The organism is Cryobacterium sp. Sr8 (genome assembly GCF_004403225.1).
GTDB lineage: Bacteria > Actinomycetota > Actinomycetes > Actinomycetales > Microbacteriaceae > Cryobacterium > Cryobacterium psychrotolerans.
This window is the reverse complement of sequence record NZ_SOHO01000058.1, coordinates 15196-36957: the sequence shown is the minus strand read 5'-3', so window position 1 is coordinate 36957 and position 21762 is coordinate 15196. Positions and strand designations below refer to the sequence as shown.

Below are 21762 nucleotides of genomic sequence, written 5' to 3'. Positions count from 1 at the left end.
AGATGTGTGGGGAATCTGAGGGAGACCGAAGTCGTCCCGTTGGTGGTTCATAGGTACGGCAGCAGGCAGGATCGCTACCAGGCAGAAAAAGGAGCTTCGCTCGTAACGAGGTGCTGGCGGTCCGCTGTCGTTTGCCTCCGTAGTTGGGGTCATAGTGACGAACTACGGGTACAAACGACAGTGTCGAGGCTACGCAAGTCTCTCTCTTGGGATTGCAAATCGTCACGGTTTCTGTGACGATTGTTGATATGGAGAGAGGGATCGTGGAGGCGGTTCGTGCGCCGGAGGCTGCCGATTGGGCTCTCGCGCATGGTATCGATGCACTGACGAGCGGCGATGTCGCCCGCTTATTGGACGTGCCAGAGACGCAGGTGCGCCAGCGTTTGAACCCTGCGGTGCGCCGTGGCCAGTGGGTCATGCCCACGCGCGGGCTGTGGTTCGCGGTTCCTCCCGAGTTCCGCACCTGGGGAGCGCCTCCCGGCATCGAGATTATCAACACGATGATGCGCCACGTGGGTGCACGGTATTACGTCGGTTGGCTGAGCGCAGCGGCGATCCACGGTGCGGCGCATCAGGCGCCGCAGGTGTTCCAGATTGCCGTTGATCGTCTCGTTCGGGATCGGATCGTCGGTCGCACGCGATTCTCGTTCGCTCAGCGCAGCGATATCGCATCAGTTCCGACCGTCTCCCATGCAACACGTTCGGGCACCGCGCTCGTGTCGTCGGTTGCAGCGACGATGCTGGATGTCGCTAGCGACATCGACCGGGCAGGCGGGCTCGACAACGCCGCAACCGTCATCTGCGAACTCGGCGAACTCGATGCCTTCACGATGAGTGATCTCATCGCCCTTGCCCCATCCTTCCCCGCATCTGCCATCCGGCGCGCTGGGTGGATGCTCGCCACCTTCACCGACCATGACGGGCTCGACGACCTCCAAAGCTTTGCCCACAATGCCACCCCCACACCCTCACGGCTCGATCCCGCGGGTATCGCGGCCGGCACGGTCGATCACGACTGGATGCTGTACCTCAACCGTGATGTGGAGCCCGACCTATGATCCCTGCCAACGTCATCACTGCCTGGGGTGTGGATCATCCCTGGCCGACCCGCGAGCAGGTCGAACAGGATCTGCTGCTTTCCCGAGCGATCTGCGCCATCGCCGACGACGACTATCTCGGCCGCGAACTGATCTTCCGCGGAGGCACTGCCCTCCATAAGCTGCACCTACCGCGCCCGTACCGCTACAGCGAGGATCTGGACTACGTCCGTGCCTCCGCGGGCGGTATAGCGCCATTGACCCAGGCGCTCACTCGCCTCGGCGAGCAACTCGGGTTCGAGGTGCGCACGCGGGTGAGTGAGCACCCGAAGGTCTACTGGCGGACCACTGCCGAGTCGGGCATTCCGTTGCGACTCAAAATCGAGGTAAACACCCACGAGCGCTCCCCCGCCTTGCCGATCATCCAGCGCGAGCACCAGGTGGCCTCTGCGTGGTGGCGCGGCTCGGCACTCGTGCCGACCTTTCAGCCCGCCGAGCTTGTGGCGACGAAGATCCGAGCGCTCTATCAGCGCTCGAAAGGACGAGACCTCTTCGACCTCTGGCTCGCCCTCGACCACCTCCGGCTGGACCCATCCGAGATCCTGGGAGCATTCGGTCCATACCGGCCGGATGGACTCACCTCGGCGAAGGCGCAAGAGAACCTACGACAGAAGCTCGACACGGCATCATTCCGCCACGACCTCGACCCGCTCGTCGTGGCCTGGCCCACCGGCTACGAGATCGATACTGCCGCCGAACTCGTCAGCACAGCCCTGCTTAATCGGCTCGATGAATCGCGGTAGATCCCGAGCTACATGAGGTGTCAGAACGCGGAGAAGGTTACAGATTCGGTAACCAACCCCAGCTTTTGAAACTCGCGCGATACGGCGAAACGTCACGCCATCCGTGACGCCCGTAGATCTGGAACATTGCCCATTCCGCAATGCCTGATCGAATCTTTGTTCGATTTTTCGGCGAGTCGCGACCCAATGTCGGAGGTCGTGGTCACAATAAATATGTGACCCCATAACTCACGCTCCAGTGAGACACCCGATTCGGGGTCACTGCGAGGCATGGAGGATTAGAGGTGGGATCCACGGAAGTTATCGACGTCTCGGATGACGGCGAATCCGAGACGGTTCGCAACCGCATCAGCATCTCCCACGCAAGTGCGAGCCAGGTGCAGTCGATCATGTCCTCGTACGCGGCGGTTACGCCCAAGTTCGATTTTTCGGCGCTCATCCCCGCGATCGACACCGCGTCGCTGATGCCAAAGCTCGATGCAAGCCTCTTCGCTTCGATCACGAACGTGCAGAGCCTCTTGCCGAAGCTCGATTCCATGCTCGTTCCCGCGCTGAACATCGCGGCTGTTATGCCCAAGTTCGAGGATGATCTGGTCGTCCCCACGACGGCGCTCGCCAATATCGCGAACATCCAGAGCACACTGCTTGCCAGCATGCCCGACTACTCAAAGATGCTGGGCGGCATCACGAGTGAGTGGATCGCGGCGATCCAACCCAAGATCGATCTCACCGCATCGATACAACCGATTCTCGATATGATGCGCTCGATCGACTGGGACTCGATCACTCAGCGCCGACGAATTCCGGATAACTGGCCCGAAAACATTGGTGAGAGATTGCCTGCGCTCATCGCGCTCGTCAACGACGATGGTATCCCAGCGGCATGGGTGCCGCGGAGTGAAGTACTCGATCTGCTGCTGTCAGCCACGACCCGAGATGAACGCTCCGAAATTCTCATCCGTCACCGCGAAGACATACTCGATGACTGCGCAGACTGGCTCGATAGTCTCACAGATCCTGTACTTGACCCCGTTCTCCCAACTGCACGGGAAGTGATCGAAGCATGCCGCAATAGCTACTGGAAAGTGGGTGCGATCTCTGCCGTCCAAGTCGTACATAGCATCGTCGAGTCACTCCATTGGGTGAGTGATCGGCAGCGCGTTACCAAGCATCATGTCCTGACGATGGATACGCCATACACAAGGTTGCTCGAACAGGCCACCCGAGCACCGCTCGTACTGTTTTACGACGATTGGAATCCGCTGTCAGGGAAACCTCGTCCGGCGCATCTGACTCGGCATGTTATTTCACACCGTCTCGGTGAAGACCAGGTCAGCGACCGCAATTGCGTCATCGCGGTCATGCTCATGGCTTCACTCCTCATCACCGTCTACCAACTCGACCTCGGACAGCGGGAGATCGCAGCATGAGCGGCATCGGCTTTCGGCAGTACCACTGGACCCGCCTTGAGCGCGGCTCGACGATCATCTTGGAGCTCAGCGCGACGGCCAACGTAAAGCTGATGGATCCGAGCAACTTTATGGCTTACAGAAGCGGGCGCAACCACCGCTATCGCGGTGGCCAAGTGACCAAGTCGCCATTTCCTTTCGTCGTGCCCTCTACAGGGACCTGGTATCTCACGATCGATCGGATGAATATGGGGCAAGCAACCTTGCGCAGTTCGGTACGAGTGGTTCCACCGCCGCTTCCCGTCGCTCAACCGGCACGACTTTCCTCCCTCGCGGGAATTCGAGCAGAACCGCCGGCGCATCTGACACCTGACGAAACCGGACAGACCTGGGACGTGTTCATCTCTCACGCCAGCGAAGACAAGACGGCGGTGGCACTGCCCCTGCACGACGCTCTTACGGAACGGGGACTCAAGGTCTGGCTGGACAAGGGCGAGCTTCGGATTGGCGACAGCCTGCGACGAAAGATCGACTACGGCCTGGCCCACTCATCGTTCGGTATCGTGGTCATGTCGAAGTCCTTCTTCGCGAAGGGCTGGCCGCAGTACGAGTTGGACGGCATCGTCGGGCTCTCCATCGCCGGCAAACAGCGGATGCTTCCCATCTGGCACGACATCTCAAAGGACGAGGTTGAGAAGGAGTCGCCTTCGCTCGCTGACAAGATCGCTCGCACGACCGCAACGAATACCATCGCGGAGATCGCAGACGAGATTGCTGCTGTGGTCCGTGCGTCCGAACCGGCAATCTGAGTCAAAGTACGCAGGAGAGAGAATGTCCCAACCTATTCTTCCGAGAGCTGTAACTTCTGTACTCGTCGAAGCAAACTCAGACAGCGTGACCGTGACCTGGGGTCTCGGCGATCGAGTTGTTATCGACGATCCTGAGTTCTTCGGCTACGGGATCTACTACTACGACCCGACTGGCAACGGTGGCAAGCGGTTCGGCGTTCGATTCGGCGACGCGACATCAGCGTGGGTATTCGACCATGCGAGCGCTACGCAGGCGAACTACGAAGCCGATAGCGTCACAGTCATGACCGACTCGATCGTGGCCCGCTACCACGATGCCAGTCTTGGCCTCGACGAGATCGGGACAATCACCGCCTACGCTCATGTGAATGGCGATGATCTCCAAGACAACCTCCCGGTAACGCTGCTGCGCTAGTCCGTTGTATTGCAGATCATGAACGACAGCGCGCTCGCCTTTCTCTCCAGATTGCAGATCGTCACGTTTTCCGTGACGTTCGTGATCTGAAGCGGACGAGGCCCTCCCGCCTGACGGTGGTGCCAATTTGGCACGGCCGTCGGCTCGGGAGTAGTTGGCCGGGACGGTGGTGCCACCGTGGCCCCACCGCAAGTTCCGCGGATTTTCGGGGAATCTGACGGTGCCGCCACATTGGCGGGACCGTCACAGCTTTACCCGCAAGCCGTCGTGATCTACATATAGTAGCCATTCTCGTTTTCCTATACAAGATCTTGTGGTCAGAACAGATCGGCGAAGGCCTGGTCGATGATGTCTGCAGTCACCGGGTCGACAAGTTCGGCGCTGACGACGTAGCTGGCGCGGGTGATCTGCTCGTTCGCGTGCCCGAGGAGTCGGGAGGCGAGACTGATCCCGGCGACGGCCTCCACGAGGGTCGCGGTGGATCGGCGGAAGATGTGCGTGCTGAACGTCGACGGATCGATCCCCGCCGCTTCCAGCGCGGGCGTTGTCGTCGACGAAGGTGCGCAGGAGCCGCTCGTAGTTGCTGACGCTCAGCGGCCTGCCCGTCTTCGTCGCGAACAGGTACGCCTCCCTCCCCTTCCCCGCTCGCGCGAGCTGGCTACGGACAGCGGCAGCAGTGAAGCTCGGCAACGCGATGTTCCGCTTCTGACGAGTGCGCTTCGGCGACGGCTTGCGATACAGACCCCCCGCCTTGGTCTGCTTGATCGTCGCATCCACCAGCGCGGTCGGCGGGCTCGACGCCACATCCACATCGCAGCGCCGCAGGGCGAGCGCCTCGCCGACACGGATGCTGGTGCCGACCATGATCCACATGGCATTCTCCAGCGTCTCCACGTTCGGGCGCGGCCCGTACCCCTCGTCCTTCCGCCAGCCGCGGATCAGGCGCTGAACATGCAGGAGCTGCTCCGGGGTCAGCACCGAGGTCTTCTTCTCCGGCAATGGCAGCCGCCGGGCATCCCGAACAGGGTTGAACAGCAGGATGTCGTACTCGATCCCGGTCTGACAGATCTGTGACAGTACCGACCGCGCCTTCCGCGCGGCGGCCAACGACTTCTTCTCCCGGATGTCGGCGAGGATGCGGTTGCAACGGCGCACGGTGAAGTCCCGCAGCAGCAGATCGCCGCAGGCCGGAACAACGACGCGACGCGCCGCCTGCTCGTACGCCTCCATCGTGGAGTCCTCGACCATGCCTGCGCGGCCCTTGTCGTAGAGGAACACCGCACCGACTTCGGCGATGGTCGCGTTCTTGCCGAGCGTCGGTCCGCCGGTGTCGTTGAGGATCGAGTCGGCCTTCTCCCGTAGCGCGGTCTCCGCCAGTGCCTCGGTGGTGCCGCTGGCTTTGACCTGATGCGCTTTGCCGACTTCGTCGCACAGTCGCGCTTGGGCCTGGTACCTGCCGCTGGGAAGGCGGATGATCCGGATCGTGCCGAGCTCTCCGGCTCGGAGCTTCGCCCTAGCCATCGGAGTCGAGGTCCTCGAACCAGACCAGCACCTCGCGGTACAGGTAGCGGACGTGGCGTCCCATCCGTCGCCAGGGAGGGCCGGTGCGGGTGCGCCGCCATTCCTCCATCGTGCGCGGGGAGACGTGGAGGAGGTCGGCGGCCTGCTCCGGGGTCAGGATCTCGTTGTCATGCTCGCTCATGATAGGAAGGTGCGTACCCGGTGCACGGGATGGACGCGGCCAGTACGGAACAGGCCGGGACAGCAAGGGGCGCGGGAGCGGACCCCTACGCGGCAGGGTCAAAAAGTGACCCAAAAAGGGACTTTCGAGGCGGAACGCCTGGAGGACGGCCACGGACATCTCTGCTTTCCCGCAGATTTTCGGACCTTATGGCTGGGGTACCTGGACTCGAACCAAGAACAACTGAATCAGAATCGCTTGAACTCAAGATGCCGGATTCACTGGGACCTGCGAAAAATTCTCGCGAATGGCTCAGTTTAATCGAAGAGAATTCGTCTGCCGTCCTACTGCCGGCTGTGCGCGACAGAGCTGAACTCCAGTGTCTTGATTCGTCCTTGCCGCCCGCTGTTGTGCCGCGCATAGGGGGTAGCGCACGTCCATCGCCCCATCCCGCCACCGAATAGCCTTGGCGGGCACCACATTTTCCTTGGGGGGAACAGCAATGAGCGTCAATACAAGCGAGCCGTCCACAAGGGCGAGAGTCCCCCGCAAGAAGCTGGCCATGATGATCGCCGTGCAGTGCCCGGGCGCAACCGACGTCGCCGGGTACAAGAAATGGGGGGAACTGGGCCGCCAGGTCCGGAAAGGCGAACGCGGTATCGCGATCCTCGCCCCGAAAACGTTCCGCGTAGACGCCAAAGACGCCGCCGGGCAACCTGTGCTCGACGCGAAAGGCAAACCACGGAAGGACACGAAAACGTTCGGGATGACCACCGCGACGGTCTTCGACATCTCCCAGACGGAAGGCCCTGACCTCCCGTCCGACCGTCAAACCCTCTCCGAGGAACCACCCGCCGGCCTCATCAGCGACTTGGAACAGGCGATCGCCGATCAGGGGTTCACGCTCGCGTACGAGCCGATCCGTGAGGGGAAGCTCATGGGTTACACGACCACGGACGGGTCGAAGCGGATCGTCGTCAAAGCGGGGCTGAACGCCGGGTCCACCGCCCGTGTCCTCGCCCACGAACTCGGCCACGTCAAAGCCGGGCACATCGACCAGGTCGACGAGTACCACACCGGGCACGGCGGGCACCGCGGCCAGATGGAAGTGGAAGCCGACTCGATCAGCTACGCGCTGCTCCGCGCCAACGGGATGAGCCCGGAAGTCGGGCAGGCTAATGCTGCGTACGTCAGCGGCTGGGGCAAACGGGACCCGGCAACCGTGAAAGCGGCAGCGGAAACCGTGGCGAAGGCGGTGCAGGCGCTGTTTAAGGAGTCTGCTTGGGTGAACGCCGGCTGAGCATGGCGATCGCTGATCGACACGTCTCCGCCCTGTTGCCGGGTCAGCTGAAGGCTCTGGCGAACTTCGTTCCGCGCTACTGGGAAGCCAGTGATCGCCGGACCATGAATTCGACAGGCTCGCTCATATTGATCGGGTGAACACGTATTCCGGCGTTCATGGACGGCCAAACACGAAGGACCTCATCAATGAAGCCTTGCCCGACGTCTTCGACTCCTGCGAAATCGATGTCGATCTCGGCGAATCCCGTCATACCATCCATTACTCGTCGCGCTTCGGATCGGGAAACGAAGGTGACTCCAGACCCGAAGAGTTTGACTGCGGGGCGGCTCTTCGAGAAGCGCTGATCTTCATCTGTGAACGAGTCGAAGATGGAACGAAGCGTTCTCGGAGGTGGCAGTGGCACGTTCATCTCGACGATTGACCCTGATACTACAGCCGACGAACCGAGAGCAAAATCCGCACGGGTGTTGTCCACTGTCATCCGAAAGCCATTAGATGAGATCCGGAAGGCTCCTCCAGCTTTCGACGTGAAGAAGATGCCCTCACCCGAGTGACGTTCCCTCCAAGTCGTTCTTTTCCCTTTCGTGAGCTCGCCAGCTGCCTCTATGTCTCGGTCAAGCCCCAGTCCAATGCGAAGGTGGGCGAAGACCCCCTCCCCGTTGTCGGCAATTCTGAACGCGAGTTCTTGGTCTGACGACCAAACTTCGACGGTCGCCTTCGTGCCAAGGCTGTGATCGACGGCGTTGTTGAGCATTTCGGTGAATCCGTACCGGGCTATGATGTTTCCCTCGCTACCCGCATCGAGGCCGACGGCTGACGACACTTCCGCCCAGACAACCGACTCGTCGAGCCCCTCAAGCGCGAAAGATCCTTCCCAGTCAGGTTTACCGGTGGGGACAATGGTCGCCTCCGGTATCGTCCCGCCGAGAGCGGCGCGCACCTCGTTGAGGTCGAAGACACGATGTCCACCGGGCGACCGGTTAGATGGAATCCCTTTCTGGTCGGCAAGGCGGCGGAGAGTCTTGATCGGAATCCCGAGCGCCTCACTCAACTCGCCGATACGGACACCGACCGGCTCCAACGCACTCGCACTCAACTGGACGTCCGCTTCGCCGCGCGAGCGCCCGAACTCACCACTGTTCCCGGGTTCACCGGTCTGCTTCTTGCGAACTTGCTCCATAGCATTGATGTATGCGGCGGAATCTGCCCGACGGGTAGATTCCGAATCGTCCTCCTGCACAGTAATCTACCCGATCGGGAAGATTCGCGAGCCTGATCCCTAGATAAATCTACCCGAGTGGGAAGATTCCGGCCCACGTGAGTCACAATCTGCCCGCGCGGGTAGATTTAGCTGCCGTGGCGGGACAGCAAATCTACTCGCGCGGGCAGATTTCGGCGCGTCCACCCCAGCAGATGGCGCGGCCCGAGGAGCGAAGTGTTCCCGGCGGCGCGGCGACCGCGCCAGGCGAAGCCGAGCGCTGCGATCGATCCTGAAACCTCGGGGAGCTTCGGCTCCTCGCCCAGGCCAGAGCGTTGATAAAGTTATCGCCGGCCGCGCGAGCCGCCCCTAGACCGTGGCCCCGAACCGGAAGCCGCTCAGGGTCCTGCGCCCCATCGGCCGCGCACCTCCGTGACGTCACCGGGCCGCCAGCGCATCGCTGCCGCGCATAGGCAAGTGTGGCGCAAACCCGCGTCAGCCCCGCCGGCCGCTACGTTCATCCAGGCATCACTCACTGGGGGAAACGACTTTGAACATCCGACGCACACTTATCACCGCCGGGACCGCCGCGGCTTTCATCCTCGGGCTCACCGGGTGCGCCGCGCCGGGCGACGCCGTCGACGGGGTCCTCGACCCTCTCTTCGGCGGGGCCACGGCCACCGCCACACCGACGGCAACGCCAACGCCGACGCCGCTCGCCGGTGACCTCGACGCCAACGGGAAGATCGACACGTGGGAAGCGGAGCAGCTGGCCAAAGGCTCGTACAAGCTGGCGGACGGCAGCGTGGTCAAGGTCGACCCGACCAAACCGTTTGCTGCGCCTGTCATCGCATCCATCAAGAGGGAAGCCGCTCCGCTCGCATCAAAAATGAACGAAACCGGTGAATCTCGTAGGTTGACCCTGGTGGCTCTCATGGGCCAGGCGGACGCCGTCACGGCCGAAACGGGGCGCGGCGTCACCTACGTCTACCTGGCAACGACACGAACGCACGACGCAAACGGAAATCCCGCGGACGAGCTCGTCTGGGCGACGACCGCGTCTGACAAAAGCCGTGGTACCGGGATTGCACCGTCGGCCAACAAGGCCAGCCTGCTCGCCGAAGCCCGGAGCTGGAGCGCCAACCGCAACTACGAAGTGATCGGCATCGGCTGAGCCGGTCGCTCCCCCGCCACCTCAGCGCGGGCGGGGGAGCTAGCGTGCCGCCCGCGTCACATGCAGGTGATCTTCGCCAAGCTCGCTCGCTCAAACCTCACGCCTCAGAGAGACACGGATCGAAGCGGCACTGGCATCGTCTAACAGATAATGGACGTTATGGACGCGAATTCTTCGCGAGAGCTGGACTCCTGAACGACAGTCTTGATCTCCCCAGGCCGCAGGTCCATATACTGCAGGTTCGATGATGTCGGGTCTCCGTCGATTGTGTAGGCGCGGACGATTTTTACGGCTGCGGAAGTGCACGCAACCGGCGAAATGACCGTCCACACCCAACACCCGGATGACCCCGTGCAGAAGCGTTCATAGGAGGCATCATCCGTCACGAACTCCACTTCGACCCTGCTCAGAATCTCCCCGGATACCGCCGCCGACTCTTCGTTGGCAGCTTCAAGCGCGCCGTCTATCTGCCCGCCAGATTGCTCCGCCGACTGTTGGTCGGCGGTGTCCGTGTTTCCCTGCATGTATCCAGATGCCGCCGTCACAATACCTACGAGTGCAAGCACTGCGATGACGACGATTGAGTTGATGACACGATCTCGTCGGACTTTTTCCCATCCCGTTTGCCGGCGAACAGGTGCCCGCATCGGGTGAGCGTCATTCGCCGCCGGCGGCTGCGGGGCACGTTTCTGGGGACCGCCTACCCAGTCATGCGCGGCCCGCGCCTGCGTGAATTCCTCAAAGCTCATAGGCGGCGTTCGTCGCGCCTCGAAGCTGTAATCGGGATTGACCGGCTCCTCCTTAGGCTGGGCCGGTCGTCGCTCCGACAAATGCGCGTGCAGCACGTCACGCGCCTGGGTGACACGGATGAACTCTGCCGTGGCAGCGGCGATGTCTGAGGCGGGAGCTCCCGAGAACCGGTCGGGGTGAGACATTCGTGCGCGCAGTTTGAAGGCCTTATCGATCTCGAGTCGAGATGCGGTCGCGCTCACATTTAGAATCGCTGAAGCGACTTCAGGTGTCATAATCACGACCCGTAGCCCCGCGCGTAACTCTCATAGGCTTGCCGGTCCGACGCTAACCTTGCTTTCCAAGCGTTGGCCTGGATGCCACGCATGAGCGCCTCACTGATCTGCCTCATGCGAATTCCGGCTCGAATCATTTGAATCGGTCCCCAGACGATCGCGCCCCAAAAAACGAGGGATCCACCTCCGCCGCCTGAGGCCGCGAAACCCCCGAGTGTCAGAACCACACCTCCGATGAAGAACGCCAACCCGATCCACATCGACTTTTTGGCCGGTGCGAGATGCTCAGCGGCAAGCTTCGACCAAACGCTATCGTTCTTGGTCCAGAATTCCCACCCCGACGGCGTCTTGGGACACCCCTCGAGAGGCACCCAGCCAACCGGAGGCTGCCAACCTTGGTGGCTGGCAACCCAGTCAACCGTGGGTCTCGGCCAATTCGGCGGAGTATGAAATACCAACGGCAGTTGACTGATGACAGACGCGTCGGACATGCGTTCAGACTAACCACGCGAGCGAGCGTGCCGCATCACCCCAAAAGGGCTGCGCACGCGTGTGTTCGCGAGCCCGTTCGAGGTACTACGTCGACTGGTGCGGTCGCTGTTCGTTCAGTTCCTGTCGGAGCCCCGCGTCGTTACGCGTGGCGCTCTGGTTGAGGAACGCAAGATCGTCCAGCTCCTGGCGCGGATCAGTGTCCCCGACAAGGCGCAGGCAGCTGCGTTCCGTTTCCATGGCGGAAGCGTACCGTCCGCGGTGAGCGCTGGGATAGAGAGGCCGGCTGCGCGCCCTGTACGATCACCGTGTGGACAGAGAAAAGGCGCGCGAGGCCGTCGCGAAAGCAGAGTGGCAGCAGATCCTGTCTGGGATGCCCCCGCTCTCCGCTGCCGCCGTCGAACGGCTGGTCGTTCGACTAACCGCTGCGTCATGACTCCAGCGTGGCTAAACCCATGAGGCTGCGTGTCTCGTTGGTCTCGTGCTGGATGTCGGAGTTGGACCACGCGTTGATTCGCCGTTCGGTTTCAGCGCCACCGTACCGTTTGCACGCTTTCTGACCGACAAATTCAGCGCCCCTAGGGCGGTTCAAGTTGAGGCCAGCGCGGTACAGGTAGGTTCCGTTCGTGGGTCTCATCTCCCAGTGCGGGCTGGCGTGACCCACCGAAGTTCCTGTTGGTCGTGCCCCTCCCGGCGGCGGTCTGGAGGACGCCTAGCCATGCGGCCGAGAGTACTAGTTCTGCGTTGCTGGCCGTGCCTCGTAGAAGTCGATGATGGGCGCGATCTCGACGACGGTGGTGGACTGCCTGCTTGTGAACGCGACGCCTTCGACGCCGAGGTCGATGATCAGCTCCATTCTTGAGCCGACCGTGCATTCGACGATTTCAACCAACCGGGTCCAGCCCTCATCTTGGCGCAGAACCGCGGCGCCGGCGCCACCGGCGTTCGGCACGCGCCTCACCGCTTCTGCGTCGAGGTCGAGGATGTACACCGAAGAGCGGGTGGCGACGCGGTAAGTACCGGCAGTGGAGTCCATGAGAGTGAGCATGTGCTGACGGTACTGAGGGCCTCAGACACAGTCCGCCCGACTGTCCGATATCTCCGCTAGTCCAGACGTGGCAATGTGTTTGAACGAGGGGAACGTGACAGCCACGTCAAATATACGGAATCCGTATAATATAACTTTTCCGAACATCGATGTCGGCTCTTTGGCGGTGAGCTATCCCCCCGTGCGCCGAAACCGGTACGGCACTTCGCCGTGCCTGCTACTGGATGGTTTTGCATCTCAGGAAAGCTTTGGGGCGGCGCGGTCCGGCGCCGCGGCCCCGATCAGAACAGCTCGTTCGAGCGTTCTATCGGCGGACCGCTGCGGCGTCGATGCCCGCCCACCGCACGACATCGCTGCCGTCGCCGTCGCCGAGCACCTGCCAACGCGTGCGCGCGTCGTCCTCATACGCGGGTTCGGCGAACCATGCCGCCTGCGCCTCGGGCGAAGTGAACCCGGCGCTCAGTGCGATTAGCACGGGCTCCAGGCCCGCGATAACGCGGCCGCCTGTGAACTGCGGGAGAGGGTAATAGAGGTCTCCCCCGAATCGGACTGCAAGAAGTCGGTGACTCTCCCGCATTGAATCTAGCGCGGCGTCGTCCACACCGAGTGTGTCGCGGACCGCTCGCTGAGTCGCCCAGGGCCCCAGGCTCTCGTAGAAGGCGACGTCGTCCATGCGAGCACTCTACGCCGACGCCTGGGCGTGTGTCGCTGCGAGCCTTAGATATCAGGACGAGCCGCGCCTCCCCCCGTTCCGCCCGTGACGGACGTTCAGCTCACGCGGTCCTGAAAGCAGGTTGGCCGCAGCCGATGAAGAATGCCGCGCATAGGGAATTCAGACGCGGAATCCCGTGTCAACCATGGCTCTTTGAATCGATCGACTGCCGCGCATAGCTAATAGGGACAGCCCCGTGGACTAGGCCGATGGCAGAATGAGAGCAGAATTAGTGGAGATGACGCCTCCGACGCATGACCCTAAGCGATTCCTAACTGGGGACGAAGCTGATGCGCGCCTGGTAGAGATTGACAAGTGCCAGCAGCTCGCCGGCCACTTTCCCTCCGCTGAAGCTCTCGCCCGTGCTCGCCGTATTCTGATCGGGGAAATGACCCTGGACGAGGCGCGCGCGGAGATCCTCGCCAAGTACTCCGAGTGAGCCACGACGACAAGTGCCACCGTGGCTCTCCCGTCCGCCACAGCGTGGACTGCCATCACGCGGGCGTCTCAACGGGCAGTGGGCGGCCACCAGCTTCGTTCACGTCACCCTTCATTTACCGCCATTCAGACGGAACGGGGACAGCTCGAGCGTGGCGAGGTCGAGAATCGCCTGGCTTACCCGGCTGCGGCTTCCTCCGGAATCGAGCAACACAACACGGGTTTCGAACCTGTCCGCGCCCCTGCCGAAGGAGATAACTTCGTCGAGGTGGGTGTGGAAGTGGGAGCCGAGGTAAAGGGACGGCCTGACCGTCATGAAACCGCGCGTGAACGCAGCGCGGCCTTCGGCCGCATACGCGAGGCCGTCAGCAGACCAATACCGGTCGGTCTTCGCCAGGAGACGGTCGAGGGTCGGGAACGGTGCGGGAGCGTCATGGCCGACCATGACGTCGGCGCCGGCGGATCCGAGTGCAACAAGGTCATCGGGTGTGATGGCTTCCAATGGCCGGGCACGGGGATGATCGATGCTGTTCGCCCCGCCCAACGCGACAAAGCTTCTGCGCCCGCCGACTGTCGTTCTAAACGCCCGCGGCAGCGCCCCGATGTTAACAGCGAGCCAGCGGATCCCGTCGGAGCGTATCGGATGCCCGTAGATCACCTCGTGCTGGTCATAGTTCCCGTCGACGAAGAAAAGCGATTGCCCGTTCTCGGCAAGTATCTCGCTCGCCCAGCCCAGGTTGGAGCGCTCCGGCTTGGCGTCGACGAAGCCGAAGTCGCCGAGTTGCACCAGAACGCGAATGCCGCGCCGACTCATCAACTCGCTGACCTCGCGAAGGTGGTGAATGTCGCCGTGAAGATCTCCGAGCAAACCGACTCGGCGGGCAGTGCTCAGGGTCTGCGCCGCGTACACGCTGCTCATGGAACGGATCTCCCTTGCTGAATGACACGGTATTGGCCAGCGATAGCCGAAAGAACGGCGCTGATCGGACTTCAGGGATTAGCCAACAGAGTCGGCCTCGATGACCGTGTAGGTGTGCCGACCGATCGTCCCGCTCCAGTAGCAAAGTCCGGCGGTGGTCTCACCCTCGGACCTGGTGACCCGGCTGTCCGCGACCTGACGTCCGAAGAGTTGGACGAGGACAACGTCCAACCGGGCTGAGAAGTCAGAGTCGTCGGGGAAGTCGAACCGGATCGGCACATCGCGGTCGTCCTGGTAAACCTCAATGATCGCCATGATCTGTGCCTCTTCTCTCTGCGGCGAGGCGCTCGGCGAGCGCGTCGATGTCATCGCGCAGTGCGAATACGCGGACGGCTGGGCCGACACCGACGGGTTCCACATGCGCCCAATCTTTGAGGTCGAGCTGAGCTCGGCTCGCCCAGGATGCGCAGTCCTCCCACAAGCCAGCGAGCACGAAGCGTGTGGCGGGGCGCACGCTGCGTGTCATGCCGTCACGTTATCGCTGGCCTCCGACACCCGGAAGTCATGTCGCGGCCGTCTCTAGCCAGCCAAGTACCCTCGAGGGCTGCTACGTGGACCGGGGACGGCTCACCCCCCTCTCAGCCAGAAGGGCCCAGCATTTTGCCTAGTTCGCCGAATCGGGTTGTTCTCGGGGACCTGGATTCGCGACACTGAACACACTGGACCGCTCAACATGATTCGTCGTGTTGAGCGGTTCTTCAGTGCAGCGGACTACGGCAAGACTGGTGTTCGCCCTCGACTACATGGGCAGCGCCGAGTTCGAATGGTCCACCCCGAAGCTGTCCGTAAACCTGATCCGTGCGGCGCGCAAGCTCGAGATCTGCGAAAGGTCCGTGACGCGCGCGGGCCGGACCCGACACGTTCAAGAAACGGTTCGACACCGACGACGGCAACCACCGCGCTGGCATCGTCGCCAGGTGGGCGTTCCGCGCCCCGGTATGTTCACCCTCGACCGCGGTGTCGCCGAGCGGCTGATCCTGAAGCTCCGACCGCCGAAGAAGTAGGAGCGCGCCACGCTCAAGAGATGGACCGGGAGCGCTCAAAGAGGTGGAGTACGAACCTCGGGACGCGGCCCGAGCACGCAAGACGCCGCCCGCTCTCTTTCGAGAGTGAACGGCGTCTTGTGGTGCTCGGTTACTGGGCGGCGAAGAAGAAGTCCTCGCCGAACATCGACCCGGCCACAGCCCACGTCCCGGCTGCGGCGTCGGCGATGGGGATCATGACCGCGACGTTGCCTGTCGCTGAGGCGCCGGGGTACATCTCGTTGAGGCTGCTCAGGTCGTTCGGGGTCACAGCGCTCTTGTCGAACTGCTCGTGCGTGGTGCCCGCAGCGCTCACGAACTTGACGCTGATGTCGATCAGTGGGTTGCCGGTTTCGGTGCCCACGTACTTGATGGTCAGGGGCAGCATCGCCCAGACCATGCCCGCGTCAGGCACGTCGTTGAACATGTTCGCGTCGGCGATGACCGAGTTCGCGTCGAGGATGGACTTGCCGGGGGTGATCTCCCACACGGGCTGACCAGACTCTTCGACGTTGATCATCGTGCCGAGCGCCGCCGGGTTCTCGCGCGTGCCGCTCTCCGCCGGTTCCGGCGCGGGCTCCGCAGCCAGCTCGTCGTCGTCTGCCGCAGGTTCGTCCACGGCGACGGAGTCGGAGCCGACGGAGTCCGCGACCGACGCGGCGAACCCGGCAGTGTACGCGACAGCCATCGTCACGGAGAGGATGATCGCGAGCACGGAGATGATGAGCCCCGCGAAAGCCGTCTTGTTCCGCTTCGCTTTCTGGATCACGGCGACGAGGCCGAGGACAGCGCCGACGGTGGCGAGCAGCCCGCTCCCGTAGTTGACGAACGGGATGAACGCGCCGATGACGGCGAGGATACCGATGACCAGCGAAGCGGTCGCGAGACCGTTCTTCGCAGGGGCCTGCGGGGCGGGGGCTGCGGGCGGCGGTGTCGGCGCGCCCGTATCGACTGTTTGCTGTGAGTTGTCCATGAATTGACAATGGCAGACACGTGCGACATTGGACGGGATACCCCCTCCGATTGGGGGCGGGCTACGCGCCGCCCATGCCCAGCAGCCGCCGGGGCGCCCGCGTCTCAACGAGCAGCCCCCCCAAATCTCCGGGGCTGCCAAGGTTGGACAGACCCTCAGTGCTGCCCCCGGCGCGTGGGCCCCGGCACAGTAGCCCTGTCCTATCAGTGGCAGCGGGCAGGCGTAGCGATCACGGGGCTACCGCAACGACGTACTCCGCTTCGACGGTGAAGATTCCCTAACAGCGGGGGAACCAGAAGAGATACCGGTTGGAAGTCGGTTCATGGCTACGGTCGAGATGGCATGCCAAGCCCCTCGGGATTTATGAACGAGTGGCGCGGCGGCTACCGGAGACGGCCAAGGATTCTCATATCCGCGTGTTGGGCCGTGACGTCCCCGCTGTAGTCGTAGTCCCGGAGGGCTTCCGTCCAAGGGATGTGATATTCCTCGGCGTCCTGGTCGATGTCAGCCGCGGACTTCAAGACCAGCGCAAACCTCACTGCCGCGTCGCTGTCCGAGCCTGGTGCACCGAGTGCGTCTGCGGCGTGGAACCGGTAGGCGGCCATCTCCTGCGCACAAGCACTCATGTCGTCCCCAAGCGCGATGAACTCAGGTCCCTCTCCGTTCGCGGCATCCGTCACAACAACAGCTCGCCTCCCGTCTCGGTAAATGGTGGCCGTCCATGCCGTACCCGTGGGTCCGTGGCCGAAGCATCTGAATTTGCGGAGGTTGTACCCGCTGATCGTGGTTCGCGTCGCAGGGCATAGGTCATTCTTGTGAACGTTCATGTGCGTTCCTATGCGCGGCACTTCTGGGAAGCCGAACGCTTGCGCCTGGCGGACACGGGAGCGGCCGCCGCAGGCTCACCGCAGAGGACATCGATTGCGAGCAGCGCGGCGACTGCCGTGTTCATGCTCCAGGTGCGCCCCTCGGTTTGGTAGCGCGCCGGCAGCGTGTAGACGGTCCCGGCGCGGTCTGTCATCTCAACCGCTGCGACGTCGGTCGTCCCACAGGCTGTGACAGTTCGGCCGTCGGCCGGCACATTGGTAATCGAAATGACGCACGGTTCCTTCATCCCGCTGGCGGCAAACACGACGCCGAGGGGCCCGATACTGAGCTGCGCAGGGCCACCGTCAATCGTGTACGAGAACTCACTACTGACGTTCGCCTCACTGGTGCTGGCATATAGGTCATAGGTGAGGGTCCGACCGTCGGCGGCCGTGGCAATTAGGGGGCATGTCATCTTCATGAAGTGCCTATGCGCGGCACTTCACGTCACTTGCTTGATTTCGACGAAAATGCCCGCCATCTTTTCACTTTGTCGCGATCGAAGTCGATTTCAAACTGCCAAGGTCTCGCCGCACTCGATCCGAACGCTCGTCGCCTCTTCATCGTCGCCTGCTGGCGACTGTGTGGGTTGCATAGGAGCGGCCGGCCACGTCAGCGGGCTCGTCACGGTCGCTGCGTGTCTTCAAAGGGGAACATCTCCCCTGCGGGTGAAGTTCGCGATCCTCCCGATCTCCAACACCTCGAGGGTGCGCCCGTTGACGATCGGTGCGTATTGGCCGAAGTCGCCCACCACCCGCCGCTTGAAACGAATCGAGCGCACTTCGCCCCCATCCGTGAGGGTCGTAGTCTTCCCGTCGATGGTGAGAGTGACCGTGCGGGCTGCCCGGCCAGCCAGCGGCTCGACCAAGATGTCGAATGTTCCGCGGTGCCGGTCGCCCCCAAAATCGGTCATTACTGGCTCCCCGCGCGACGCCCAGCAGCCAGGCGCTCCGAGAGGAAGCCGACGTCTTCGCGCAGCTCGTACACGCGCACGGCCGGGCCTGCATCGACGGGCTGGATATGAGCCCAGTCATCGAGGCCGAGCCGAGCGCGGCTGGCCAAGGATGCACAGTCCTCCCACGAACCAGCGAAGACAAAGCGGGTATCGGGGCGCAGGCTGCGTGTCATGCCGTCACGCTACCGCTGGCCTCCGACACAGAGGCGACGGACTCTGTGGTCGTCTCCACGGTGCTCACTCCGACCGGCTCAGCAGCATCGATCCTGAATTACGCGATCGCCTGGCCTGTGCACCCCAGGCCAACGACCTGTCCGGCCCGGCTTTTGGCGGGTACTCATCTTTCGAGGGTTCGAACGGCAACCCCGTTGACGATGATGCTATGGACACCATCCACAGCGATCTCGAACACAAGTTCATCGGCAGCAGCTGCTTCCTGCGACACGACCTTCACCCACTGAACGGCAGTCAGCCGATGCAACTTGGGGCTATCGAGGGCTAGAGCCAGGCGCACTTGATTGCCGTAACCGACATGGTTCATGCCGGCACGTGACATCATCGCCCGAGGGAGCCCGGCTGCCTCGAAAACGGGCCGCACGCTTACTCCAGATTCACGAACCAAGTCTTGGATGATCCCGACGGGAAGGTGTGAGCCTAATCTCCTCGCTCTTGAGTGCATGTCTTTCCCGAGTCCAGCCATGAGCGCGACTTCCGCTGCTTTACCTCCATGGTGTAGGTGGCCGTTGAGCATCTCAGCGAAGCGAACCGTGTCGGTAACCGAGATTTGGTACGCGAGGCGGCTCCCTTTCCTGGCCTCATATGGCAATTGAGAGATACTCGTCGGTACGCCCAATCGGAGCAACAAAAATCGCACGTCCTCCGCCAGTTGAATCGAGATCGTCTTATACGTGGCTCCTCTGCCTTCCGGAGACTTCGTGAATCGAAAGATGCACCCATCGGTGTCCCACAGAGCCCCGACCAGCTCCTGGATGACAGGAAGAGAGGCCTCCAAGAACGACTTCGGGACGAACTTTGTGTCTGACAAGGACCCGCCAGCGCTCTTCTCGCCCCGTGGAGTCTTCAGTTCGAGTTCTCTCAGCCATGTCAGGAGCCCACCTGCTGGTGTTCCGCCTACTCCGCCGCGGACAGTACCTCCTGAAACCATGGTCGTTACAACTCCTCGTTCCCTCACTATCGAACGGAAGGTACTCTCGGGGAACGCGCTCAAGACACTTTGGCTGAAGGAAATGTGCAGCTCCGGCGACGCTCCCACGAAGTCAATGTCCGCCGCCTGTCCCAAGTAACCATCGCCAAGCAGGAGCCCAAGAATCCGTCCCTGCGCGACGCTCGCTCGGGGCCGACCGGAGACACCAGCAGGCGGAATATATACCCATGGTGCAGCCATCACATCGCCGGGTCGAATGTCTCCGGTCTCATGCCAGCCGACCGGCGTCATGAATTGGTGACCCGGCGCGCAGGTGAGAATCGAGCCATTAGACAGTCGTGTGGCGTATGTACTGCGAGTCCCCGCGGGCTCCACAGAAGTCACTCGGCCCGCTACCGGTCTCAAATCTGGGCCGGCACCTTGAACGATTTCCCCGACAGTAATGTCCCGAATATCTACTAAGTGGCCGCGAGTCACCGAATATATGCGGCTGCTACCTGAAACGCCCGATCCCTCGGCGCCTTTCGACGCCGGCGTGCGCGGTTCTGATTCAGCTCCACAGCCTGTTGCCGTCAACGCGCGCGTCTCGACAACAGTGCTGTAGCCGCCGTTCGGGCTGACTTTAGTTCCGCGCATGCGGCCCTTGCGATCACGTCCGGATCCAAACGGTGACTCATTCAGACGCCTGCTTTCATGTTCGGCCATTCAGCTGCCTCGTGAGTGGAGACCGTGAGCGCCATTGTCCGGGTTGCCTCTGACATCGGATTGGGTCGACGCGAGTGCGCGCACAATCCGACGTTCCAGGCGGAATGCCGCGCATAGAGACCTATGCGCGGACGATCGCTGCTGACGTCGAGCAGGCCTTTCTCGGATTGCCTCATGGTCCACGTGCGTCGAATAACGCACAGTCCATCTCAGTAACCAGATTCGATATTCGCTGCTATTCATTGTTATTCGTGGCCACCTTGGGTTTGTAATGACGAGCGTGCGACAATGTACCTGATCGAGTACAGGGGGGGCACATGTTCGCAGACCAACTGCGCGGCGCTCGCGCTGACGCACACCTCAGCATTGCGAGCCTTGCGGAACTGGCGGGCACCTCTCGGGCGGCGGTGACGGACTATGAGGCCGGCCGAAAGATTCCGCGCGTTGACACGGCCGAGCGCATTTTCCAAGCACTCGGCAAGACTTACGCTCCCGTGGAATATCCCCGCGCCTGGCCGGTGAGACTAGACAATGATGCCCTCGCACCCTTGGCGGGGTGGGCGCCCAACCGGGACCGGATGTTGAAGAAAGCGCGTCGAGACCAGGCTGTGATCGTCGATGCAGATGCGAGCGCAGAGCGCCTCGAGGTCAGTTGGGGTCAGGTGAAGACCATCGTCGAAGGCACCACCGTGACCGGCGACGAGATATCGGTGTGGCGGGTGCGTGAACTGAGCGGGTCGGCAGCGAAGGTCCTGCAGGGCATCGAGCTCGGCGACGAGCCGAGGCTCACCGTTATCACGCGGGGAGCTCTCGTAGCCGCGAACTCCGACCTTGACGTACCCCGACGCGCGATCGACTTTCTCGTCCGCGCGACCCAGCACGGAGCCGACCCCGCATTCACCCGCCACCAAATCGGCGGTTTCCTCGCTCATCACGGCTACCCGTGGCTTTGGGTGCCCCACCAGCTCGGCCACGACTACCGGCGCGCGCTCGTCGCGTGCATGCGCCAGGGCGAAGGCAACCTGATGGCGCGCGTGCTCACGGCCAGCATCGAAGGTGCTTGACTGGCCGTCTCTTGGAGGATCACTGGGAGCGCGCTGATTGTTAGCCGTGAGTGGCTATTGTCCCCTTTAGTCTGTATTGCCGCGCAGCCAGTGTGCTGCGAATTACGACGTGGATGCGTGAGGACCACGTGACGGGGTCACCGCGATGAGTGTCGTCTCTGCCGGGTCTCGGCCGTGCGAGCGTTAACACAAAGTAGCCACCCGTCGATTGCGTGCACTACGCGATTCCGCCACCGCCGTTCACGCGGGTTGGAGTGGTCGCGGAACAACGCTGCCACGTGGTCCGGGGTGACGATGCACCGCCAGCAGCGGCCACGGCGGAAGATGTTGGGGCCGCCGCACTCGCGGCACGGATCACGTAGAAGGCGGATGGAAGTCACGGCGGAACCAGCCCAGGTCTCCCGCGCCGAGAGGATGAAGACCGGTGGCTCACCCACCGTGATCGGGTCAAGCGTCCCGAAGAAGACCGTCGAGCGCCAGTCGTATGGAGA

26 protein-coding genes are annotated in these 21762 nt (G+C 62.5%); 10 read left to right on the top strand and 16 right to left on the bottom strand.

Features of this window, described 5'->3' with window-relative positions:
* Positions 1-212 precede the first annotated feature (212 nt).
* From E3T54_RS11990 to E3T54_RS11970, 5 genes are all read left to right on the top strand, one after another.
* The gene (locus E3T54_RS11990; RefSeq protein ID WP_241977195.1) at positions 213-1058 is read left to right on the top strand and encodes a type IV toxin-antitoxin system AbiEi family antitoxin; all 846 of its coding nucleotides are present in this window, start codon (positions 213-215) and stop codon (positions 1056-1058) included.
* Positions 1055-1840, top strand: coding sequence for a nucleotidyl transferase AbiEii/AbiGii toxin family protein (locus E3T54_RS11985; RefSeq protein WP_134475884.1), 786 nt, complete (start codon positions 1055-1057; stop codon positions 1838-1840). Before E3T54_RS11990 ends, E3T54_RS11985 begins: the two co-directional genes overlap by 4 nt.
* 284 nt (positions 1841-2124) lie before the next feature.
* Positions 2125-3270 (top strand): hypothetical protein, encoded by a 1146-nt coding sequence (locus E3T54_RS11980; protein ID WP_134475883.1) that lies wholly within the window; start codon positions 2125-2127, stop codon positions 3268-3270.
* Positions 3267-4058 (top strand): DUF1883 domain-containing protein, encoded by a 792-nt coding sequence (locus tag E3T54_RS11975; RefSeq protein WP_134475882.1) that lies wholly within the window; start codon positions 3267-3269, stop codon positions 4056-4058. The genes E3T54_RS11980 and E3T54_RS11975 overlap by 4 nt, the downstream gene beginning before the upstream one ends.
* An 85-nt stretch (positions 4059-4143) precedes the next feature.
* Entirely contained in the window at positions 4144-4473 is a 330-nt protein-coding gene (locus E3T54_RS11970; RefSeq protein WP_134475881.1) for a hypothetical protein, read from the top strand.
* A 243-nt stretch (positions 4474-4716) separates the two neighbouring features.
* Here the strand turns inward: E3T54_RS11970 and E3T54_RS11965 are convergent, their stop codons facing one another.
* Both E3T54_RS11965 and E3T54_RS11960 read right to left on the bottom strand, forming a co-directional pair.
* Entirely contained in the window at positions 4717-5994 is a 1278-nt protein-coding gene (locus E3T54_RS11965; protein WP_241977194.1) for a tyrosine-type recombinase/integrase, read from the bottom strand.
* Positions 5987-6175: a helix-turn-helix domain-containing protein gene (locus E3T54_RS11960; RefSeq protein WP_134475880.1), complete on the bottom strand. Its 189-nt coding sequence runs from the start codon at positions 6173-6175 to the stop codon at positions 5987-5989. Before E3T54_RS11960 ends, E3T54_RS11965 begins: the two co-directional genes overlap by 8 nt.
* 481 nt (positions 6176-6656) lie before the next feature.
* On the opposite strand from E3T54_RS11960, the gene E3T54_RS11955 reads away from it, so the two are divergent.
* Positions 6657-7454: an ArdC-like ssDNA-binding domain-containing protein gene (locus tag E3T54_RS11955; protein ID WP_134475879.1), complete on the top strand. Its 798-nt coding sequence runs from the start codon at positions 6657-6659 to the stop codon at positions 7452-7454.
* Between the two features lie 76 nt (positions 7455-7530).
* Here the strand turns inward: E3T54_RS11955 and E3T54_RS11950 are convergent, their stop codons facing one another.
* On the bottom strand, positions 7531-8637 hold the full coding sequence (locus E3T54_RS11950; RefSeq protein WP_134475878.1) for a MerR family DNA-binding transcriptional regulator: 1107 nt from the start codon (positions 8635-8637) through the stop codon (positions 7531-7533).
* Positions 8638-9205: 568 nt separating this feature from the next.
* Between E3T54_RS11950 and E3T54_RS11945 the strand changes: the two genes are divergently transcribed.
* Entirely contained in the window at positions 9206-9829 is a 624-nt protein-coding gene (locus E3T54_RS11945) for a hypothetical protein (protein ID WP_134475877.1), read from the top strand.
* A gap of 140 nt (positions 9830-9969) precedes the next feature.
* Here E3T54_RS11945 and E3T54_RS11940 read toward each other — a convergent pair whose 3' ends face one another.
* The 4 genes from E3T54_RS11940 to E3T54_RS11930 form a co-directional block, all read right to left on the bottom strand.
* Entirely contained in the window at positions 9970-10854 is an 885-nt protein-coding gene (locus tag E3T54_RS11940) for a J domain-containing protein (protein WP_134475876.1), read from the bottom strand.
* 576 nt (positions 10855-11430) lie between these two features.
* Positions 11431-11583 carry a hypothetical protein gene (locus E3T54_RS16850; RefSeq protein ID WP_166804911.1) on the bottom strand — a complete coding sequence of 51 codons (153 nt, stop codon included), beginning with the start codon at positions 11581-11583 and terminating at the stop codon, positions 11431-11433.
* Positions 11584-12076: 493 nt separating this feature from the next.
* Positions 12077-12391, bottom strand: coding sequence for a hypothetical protein (locus E3T54_RS11935; RefSeq protein ID WP_134475875.1), 315 nt, complete (start codon positions 12389-12391; stop codon positions 12077-12079).
* Between the two features lie 304 nt (positions 12392-12695).
* Positions 12696-13064 carry a hypothetical protein gene (locus tag E3T54_RS11930; protein WP_134475874.1) on the bottom strand — a complete coding sequence of 123 codons (369 nt, stop codon included), beginning with the start codon at positions 13062-13064 and terminating at the stop codon, positions 12696-12698.
* A 277-nt stretch (positions 13065-13341) separates the two neighbouring features.
* Between E3T54_RS11930 and E3T54_RS11925 the strand changes: the two genes are divergently transcribed.
* Positions 13342-13542 (top strand): antitoxin VbhA family protein, encoded by a 201-nt coding sequence (locus E3T54_RS11925; RefSeq protein ID WP_134475873.1) that lies wholly within the window; start codon positions 13342-13344, stop codon positions 13540-13542.
* A 111-nt stretch (positions 13543-13653) separates the two neighbouring features.
* On the opposite strand, the gene E3T54_RS11920 is transcribed toward E3T54_RS11925, so the two are convergent.
* The 3 genes from E3T54_RS11920 to E3T54_RS11910 form a co-directional block, all read right to left on the bottom strand.
* Positions 13654-14451 (bottom strand): metallophosphoesterase, encoded by a 798-nt coding sequence (locus E3T54_RS11920; RefSeq protein WP_134475872.1) that lies wholly within the window; start codon positions 14449-14451, stop codon positions 13654-13656.
* A gap of 87 nt (positions 14452-14538) precedes the next feature.
* Positions 14539-14775, bottom strand: a complete 237-nt coding sequence (locus E3T54_RS11915; RefSeq protein ID WP_134475871.1) for a hypothetical protein — start codon at positions 14773-14775, stop codon at positions 14539-14541.
* Complete coding sequence (locus E3T54_RS11910) at positions 14762-14986, bottom strand: hypothetical protein (protein WP_134475870.1); 225 nt, start codon at positions 14984-14986, stop codon at positions 14762-14764. The genes E3T54_RS11915 and E3T54_RS11910 overlap by 14 nt, the downstream gene beginning before the upstream one ends.
* Before the next feature lie 259 nt (positions 14987-15245).
* Between E3T54_RS11910 and E3T54_RS11905 the strand changes: the two genes are divergently transcribed.
* Positions 15246-15524, top strand: a complete 279-nt coding sequence (locus E3T54_RS11905) for a hypothetical protein (RefSeq protein ID WP_134475869.1) — start codon at positions 15246-15248, stop codon at positions 15522-15524.
* Between the two features lie 130 nt (positions 15525-15654).
* Here E3T54_RS11905 and E3T54_RS11900 read toward each other — a convergent pair whose 3' ends face one another.
* From E3T54_RS11900 to E3T54_RS16845, 6 genes are all read right to left on the bottom strand, one after another.
* Positions 15655-16515, bottom strand: a complete 861-nt coding sequence (locus tag E3T54_RS11900) for a DUF4190 domain-containing protein (RefSeq protein WP_134475868.1) — start codon at positions 16513-16515, stop codon at positions 15655-15657.
* Between the two features lie 383 nt (positions 16516-16898).
* Entirely contained in the window at positions 16899-17342 is a 444-nt protein-coding gene (locus tag E3T54_RS11895; RefSeq protein WP_134475867.1) for a hypothetical protein, read from the bottom strand.
* A gap of 8 nt (positions 17343-17350) precedes the next feature.
* The gene (locus E3T54_RS11890; RefSeq protein WP_134475866.1) at positions 17351-17803 is read right to left on the bottom strand and encodes a hypothetical protein; all 453 of its coding nucleotides are present in this window, start codon (positions 17801-17803) and stop codon (positions 17351-17353) included.
* Between the two features lie 222 nt (positions 17804-18025).
* A complete protein-coding gene (locus E3T54_RS11885; RefSeq protein WP_134475865.1) occupies positions 18026-18295 on the bottom strand; it encodes a hypothetical protein in 270 nt (89 codons plus the stop codon).
* Entirely contained in the window at positions 18295-18510 is a 216-nt protein-coding gene (locus tag E3T54_RS11880) for a hypothetical protein (RefSeq protein ID WP_134475864.1), read from the bottom strand. Before E3T54_RS11880 ends, E3T54_RS11885 begins: the two co-directional genes overlap by 1 nt.
* A gap of 164 nt (positions 18511-18674) precedes the next feature.
* Complete coding sequence (locus E3T54_RS16845) at positions 18675-19565, bottom strand: LAGLIDADG family homing endonuclease (RefSeq protein ID WP_166804910.1); 891 nt, start codon at positions 19563-19565, stop codon at positions 18675-18677.
* A gap of 959 nt (positions 19566-20524) precedes the next feature.
* On the opposite strand from E3T54_RS16845, the gene E3T54_RS11870 reads away from it, so the two are divergent.
* On the top strand, positions 20525-21271 hold the full coding sequence (locus E3T54_RS11870) for a helix-turn-helix transcriptional regulator (protein ID WP_134475862.1): 747 nt from the start codon (positions 20525-20527) through the stop codon (positions 21269-21271).
* The last annotated feature ends 491 nt before the right edge of the window (positions 21272-21762 follow it).

Bases quoted from the DNA above. Each gene is read 5' to 3' on its own strand.
- E3T54_RS11985 (WP_134475884.1), top strand. From the start codon at position 1,055: ATGATCCCTGCCAACGTCATCACTGCCTGGGGTGTGGATCATCCCTGG.
- E3T54_RS11975 (WP_134475882.1), top strand. From the start codon at position 3,267: ATGAGCGGCATCGGCTTTCGGCAGTACCACTGGACCCGCCTTGAGCGC.
- E3T54_RS11965 (WP_241977194.1), bottom strand. From the start codon at position 5,994: ATGGCTAGGGCGAAGCTCCGAGCCGGAGAGCTCGGCACGATCCGGATC.
- E3T54_RS11960 (WP_134475880.1), bottom strand. From the start codon at position 6,175: ATGAGCGAGCATGACAACGAGATCCTGACCCCGGAGCAGGCCGCCGAC.
- E3T54_RS11955 (WP_134475879.1), top strand. From the start codon at position 6,657: ATGAGCGTCAATACAAGCGAGCCGTCCACAAGGGCGAGAGTCCCCCGC.
- E3T54_RS11950 (WP_134475878.1), bottom strand. From the start codon at position 8,637: ATGGAGCAAGTTCGCAAGAAGCAGACCGGTGAACCCGGGAACAGTGGT.
- E3T54_RS11940 (WP_134475876.1), bottom strand. From the start codon at position 10,854: ATGACACCTGAAGTCGCTTCAGCGATTCTAAATGTGAGCGCGACCGCA.
- E3T54_RS16850 (WP_166804911.1), bottom strand. From the start codon at position 11,583: ATGGAAACGGAACGCAGCTGCCTGCGCCTTGTCGGGGACACTGATCCG.
- E3T54_RS11935 (WP_134475875.1), bottom strand. From the start codon at position 12,391: ATGCTCACTCTCATGGACTCCACTGCCGGTACTTACCGCGTCGCCACC.
- E3T54_RS11930 (WP_134475874.1), bottom strand. From the start codon at position 13,064: ATGGACGACGTCGCCTTCTACGAGAGCCTGGGGCCCTGGGCGACTCAG.
- E3T54_RS11925 (WP_134475873.1), top strand. From the start codon at position 13,342: ATGACGCCTCCGACGCATGACCCTAAGCGATTCCTAACTGGGGACGAA.
- E3T54_RS11915 (WP_134475871.1), bottom strand. From the start codon at position 14,775: ATGGCGATCATTGAGGTTTACCAGGACGACCGCGATGTGCCGATCCGG.
- E3T54_RS11910 (WP_134475870.1), bottom strand. From the start codon at position 14,986: ATGACACGCAGCGTGCGCCCCGCCACACGCTTCGTGCTCGCTGGCTTG.
- E3T54_RS11900 (WP_134475868.1), bottom strand. From the start codon at position 16,515: ATGGACAACTCACAGCAAACAGTCGATACGGGCGCGCCGACACCGCCG.
- E3T54_RS11895 (WP_134475867.1), bottom strand. From the start codon at position 17,342: ATGAACGTTCACAAGAATGACCTATGCCCTGCGACGCGAACCACGATC.
- E3T54_RS11890 (WP_134475866.1), bottom strand. From the start codon at position 17,803: ATGAAGATGACATGCCCCCTAATTGCCACGGCCGCCGACGGTCGGACC.
- E3T54_RS11885 (WP_134475865.1), bottom strand. From the start codon at position 18,295: ATGACCGATTTTGGGGGCGACCGGCACCGCGGAACATTCGACATCTTG.
- E3T54_RS11880 (WP_134475864.1), bottom strand. From the start codon at position 18,510: ATGACACGCAGCCTGCGCCCCGATACCCGCTTTGTCTTCGCTGGTTCG.
- E3T54_RS11870 (WP_134475862.1), top strand. From the start codon at position 20,525: ATGTTCGCAGACCAACTGCGCGGCGCTCGCGCTGACGCACACCTCAGC.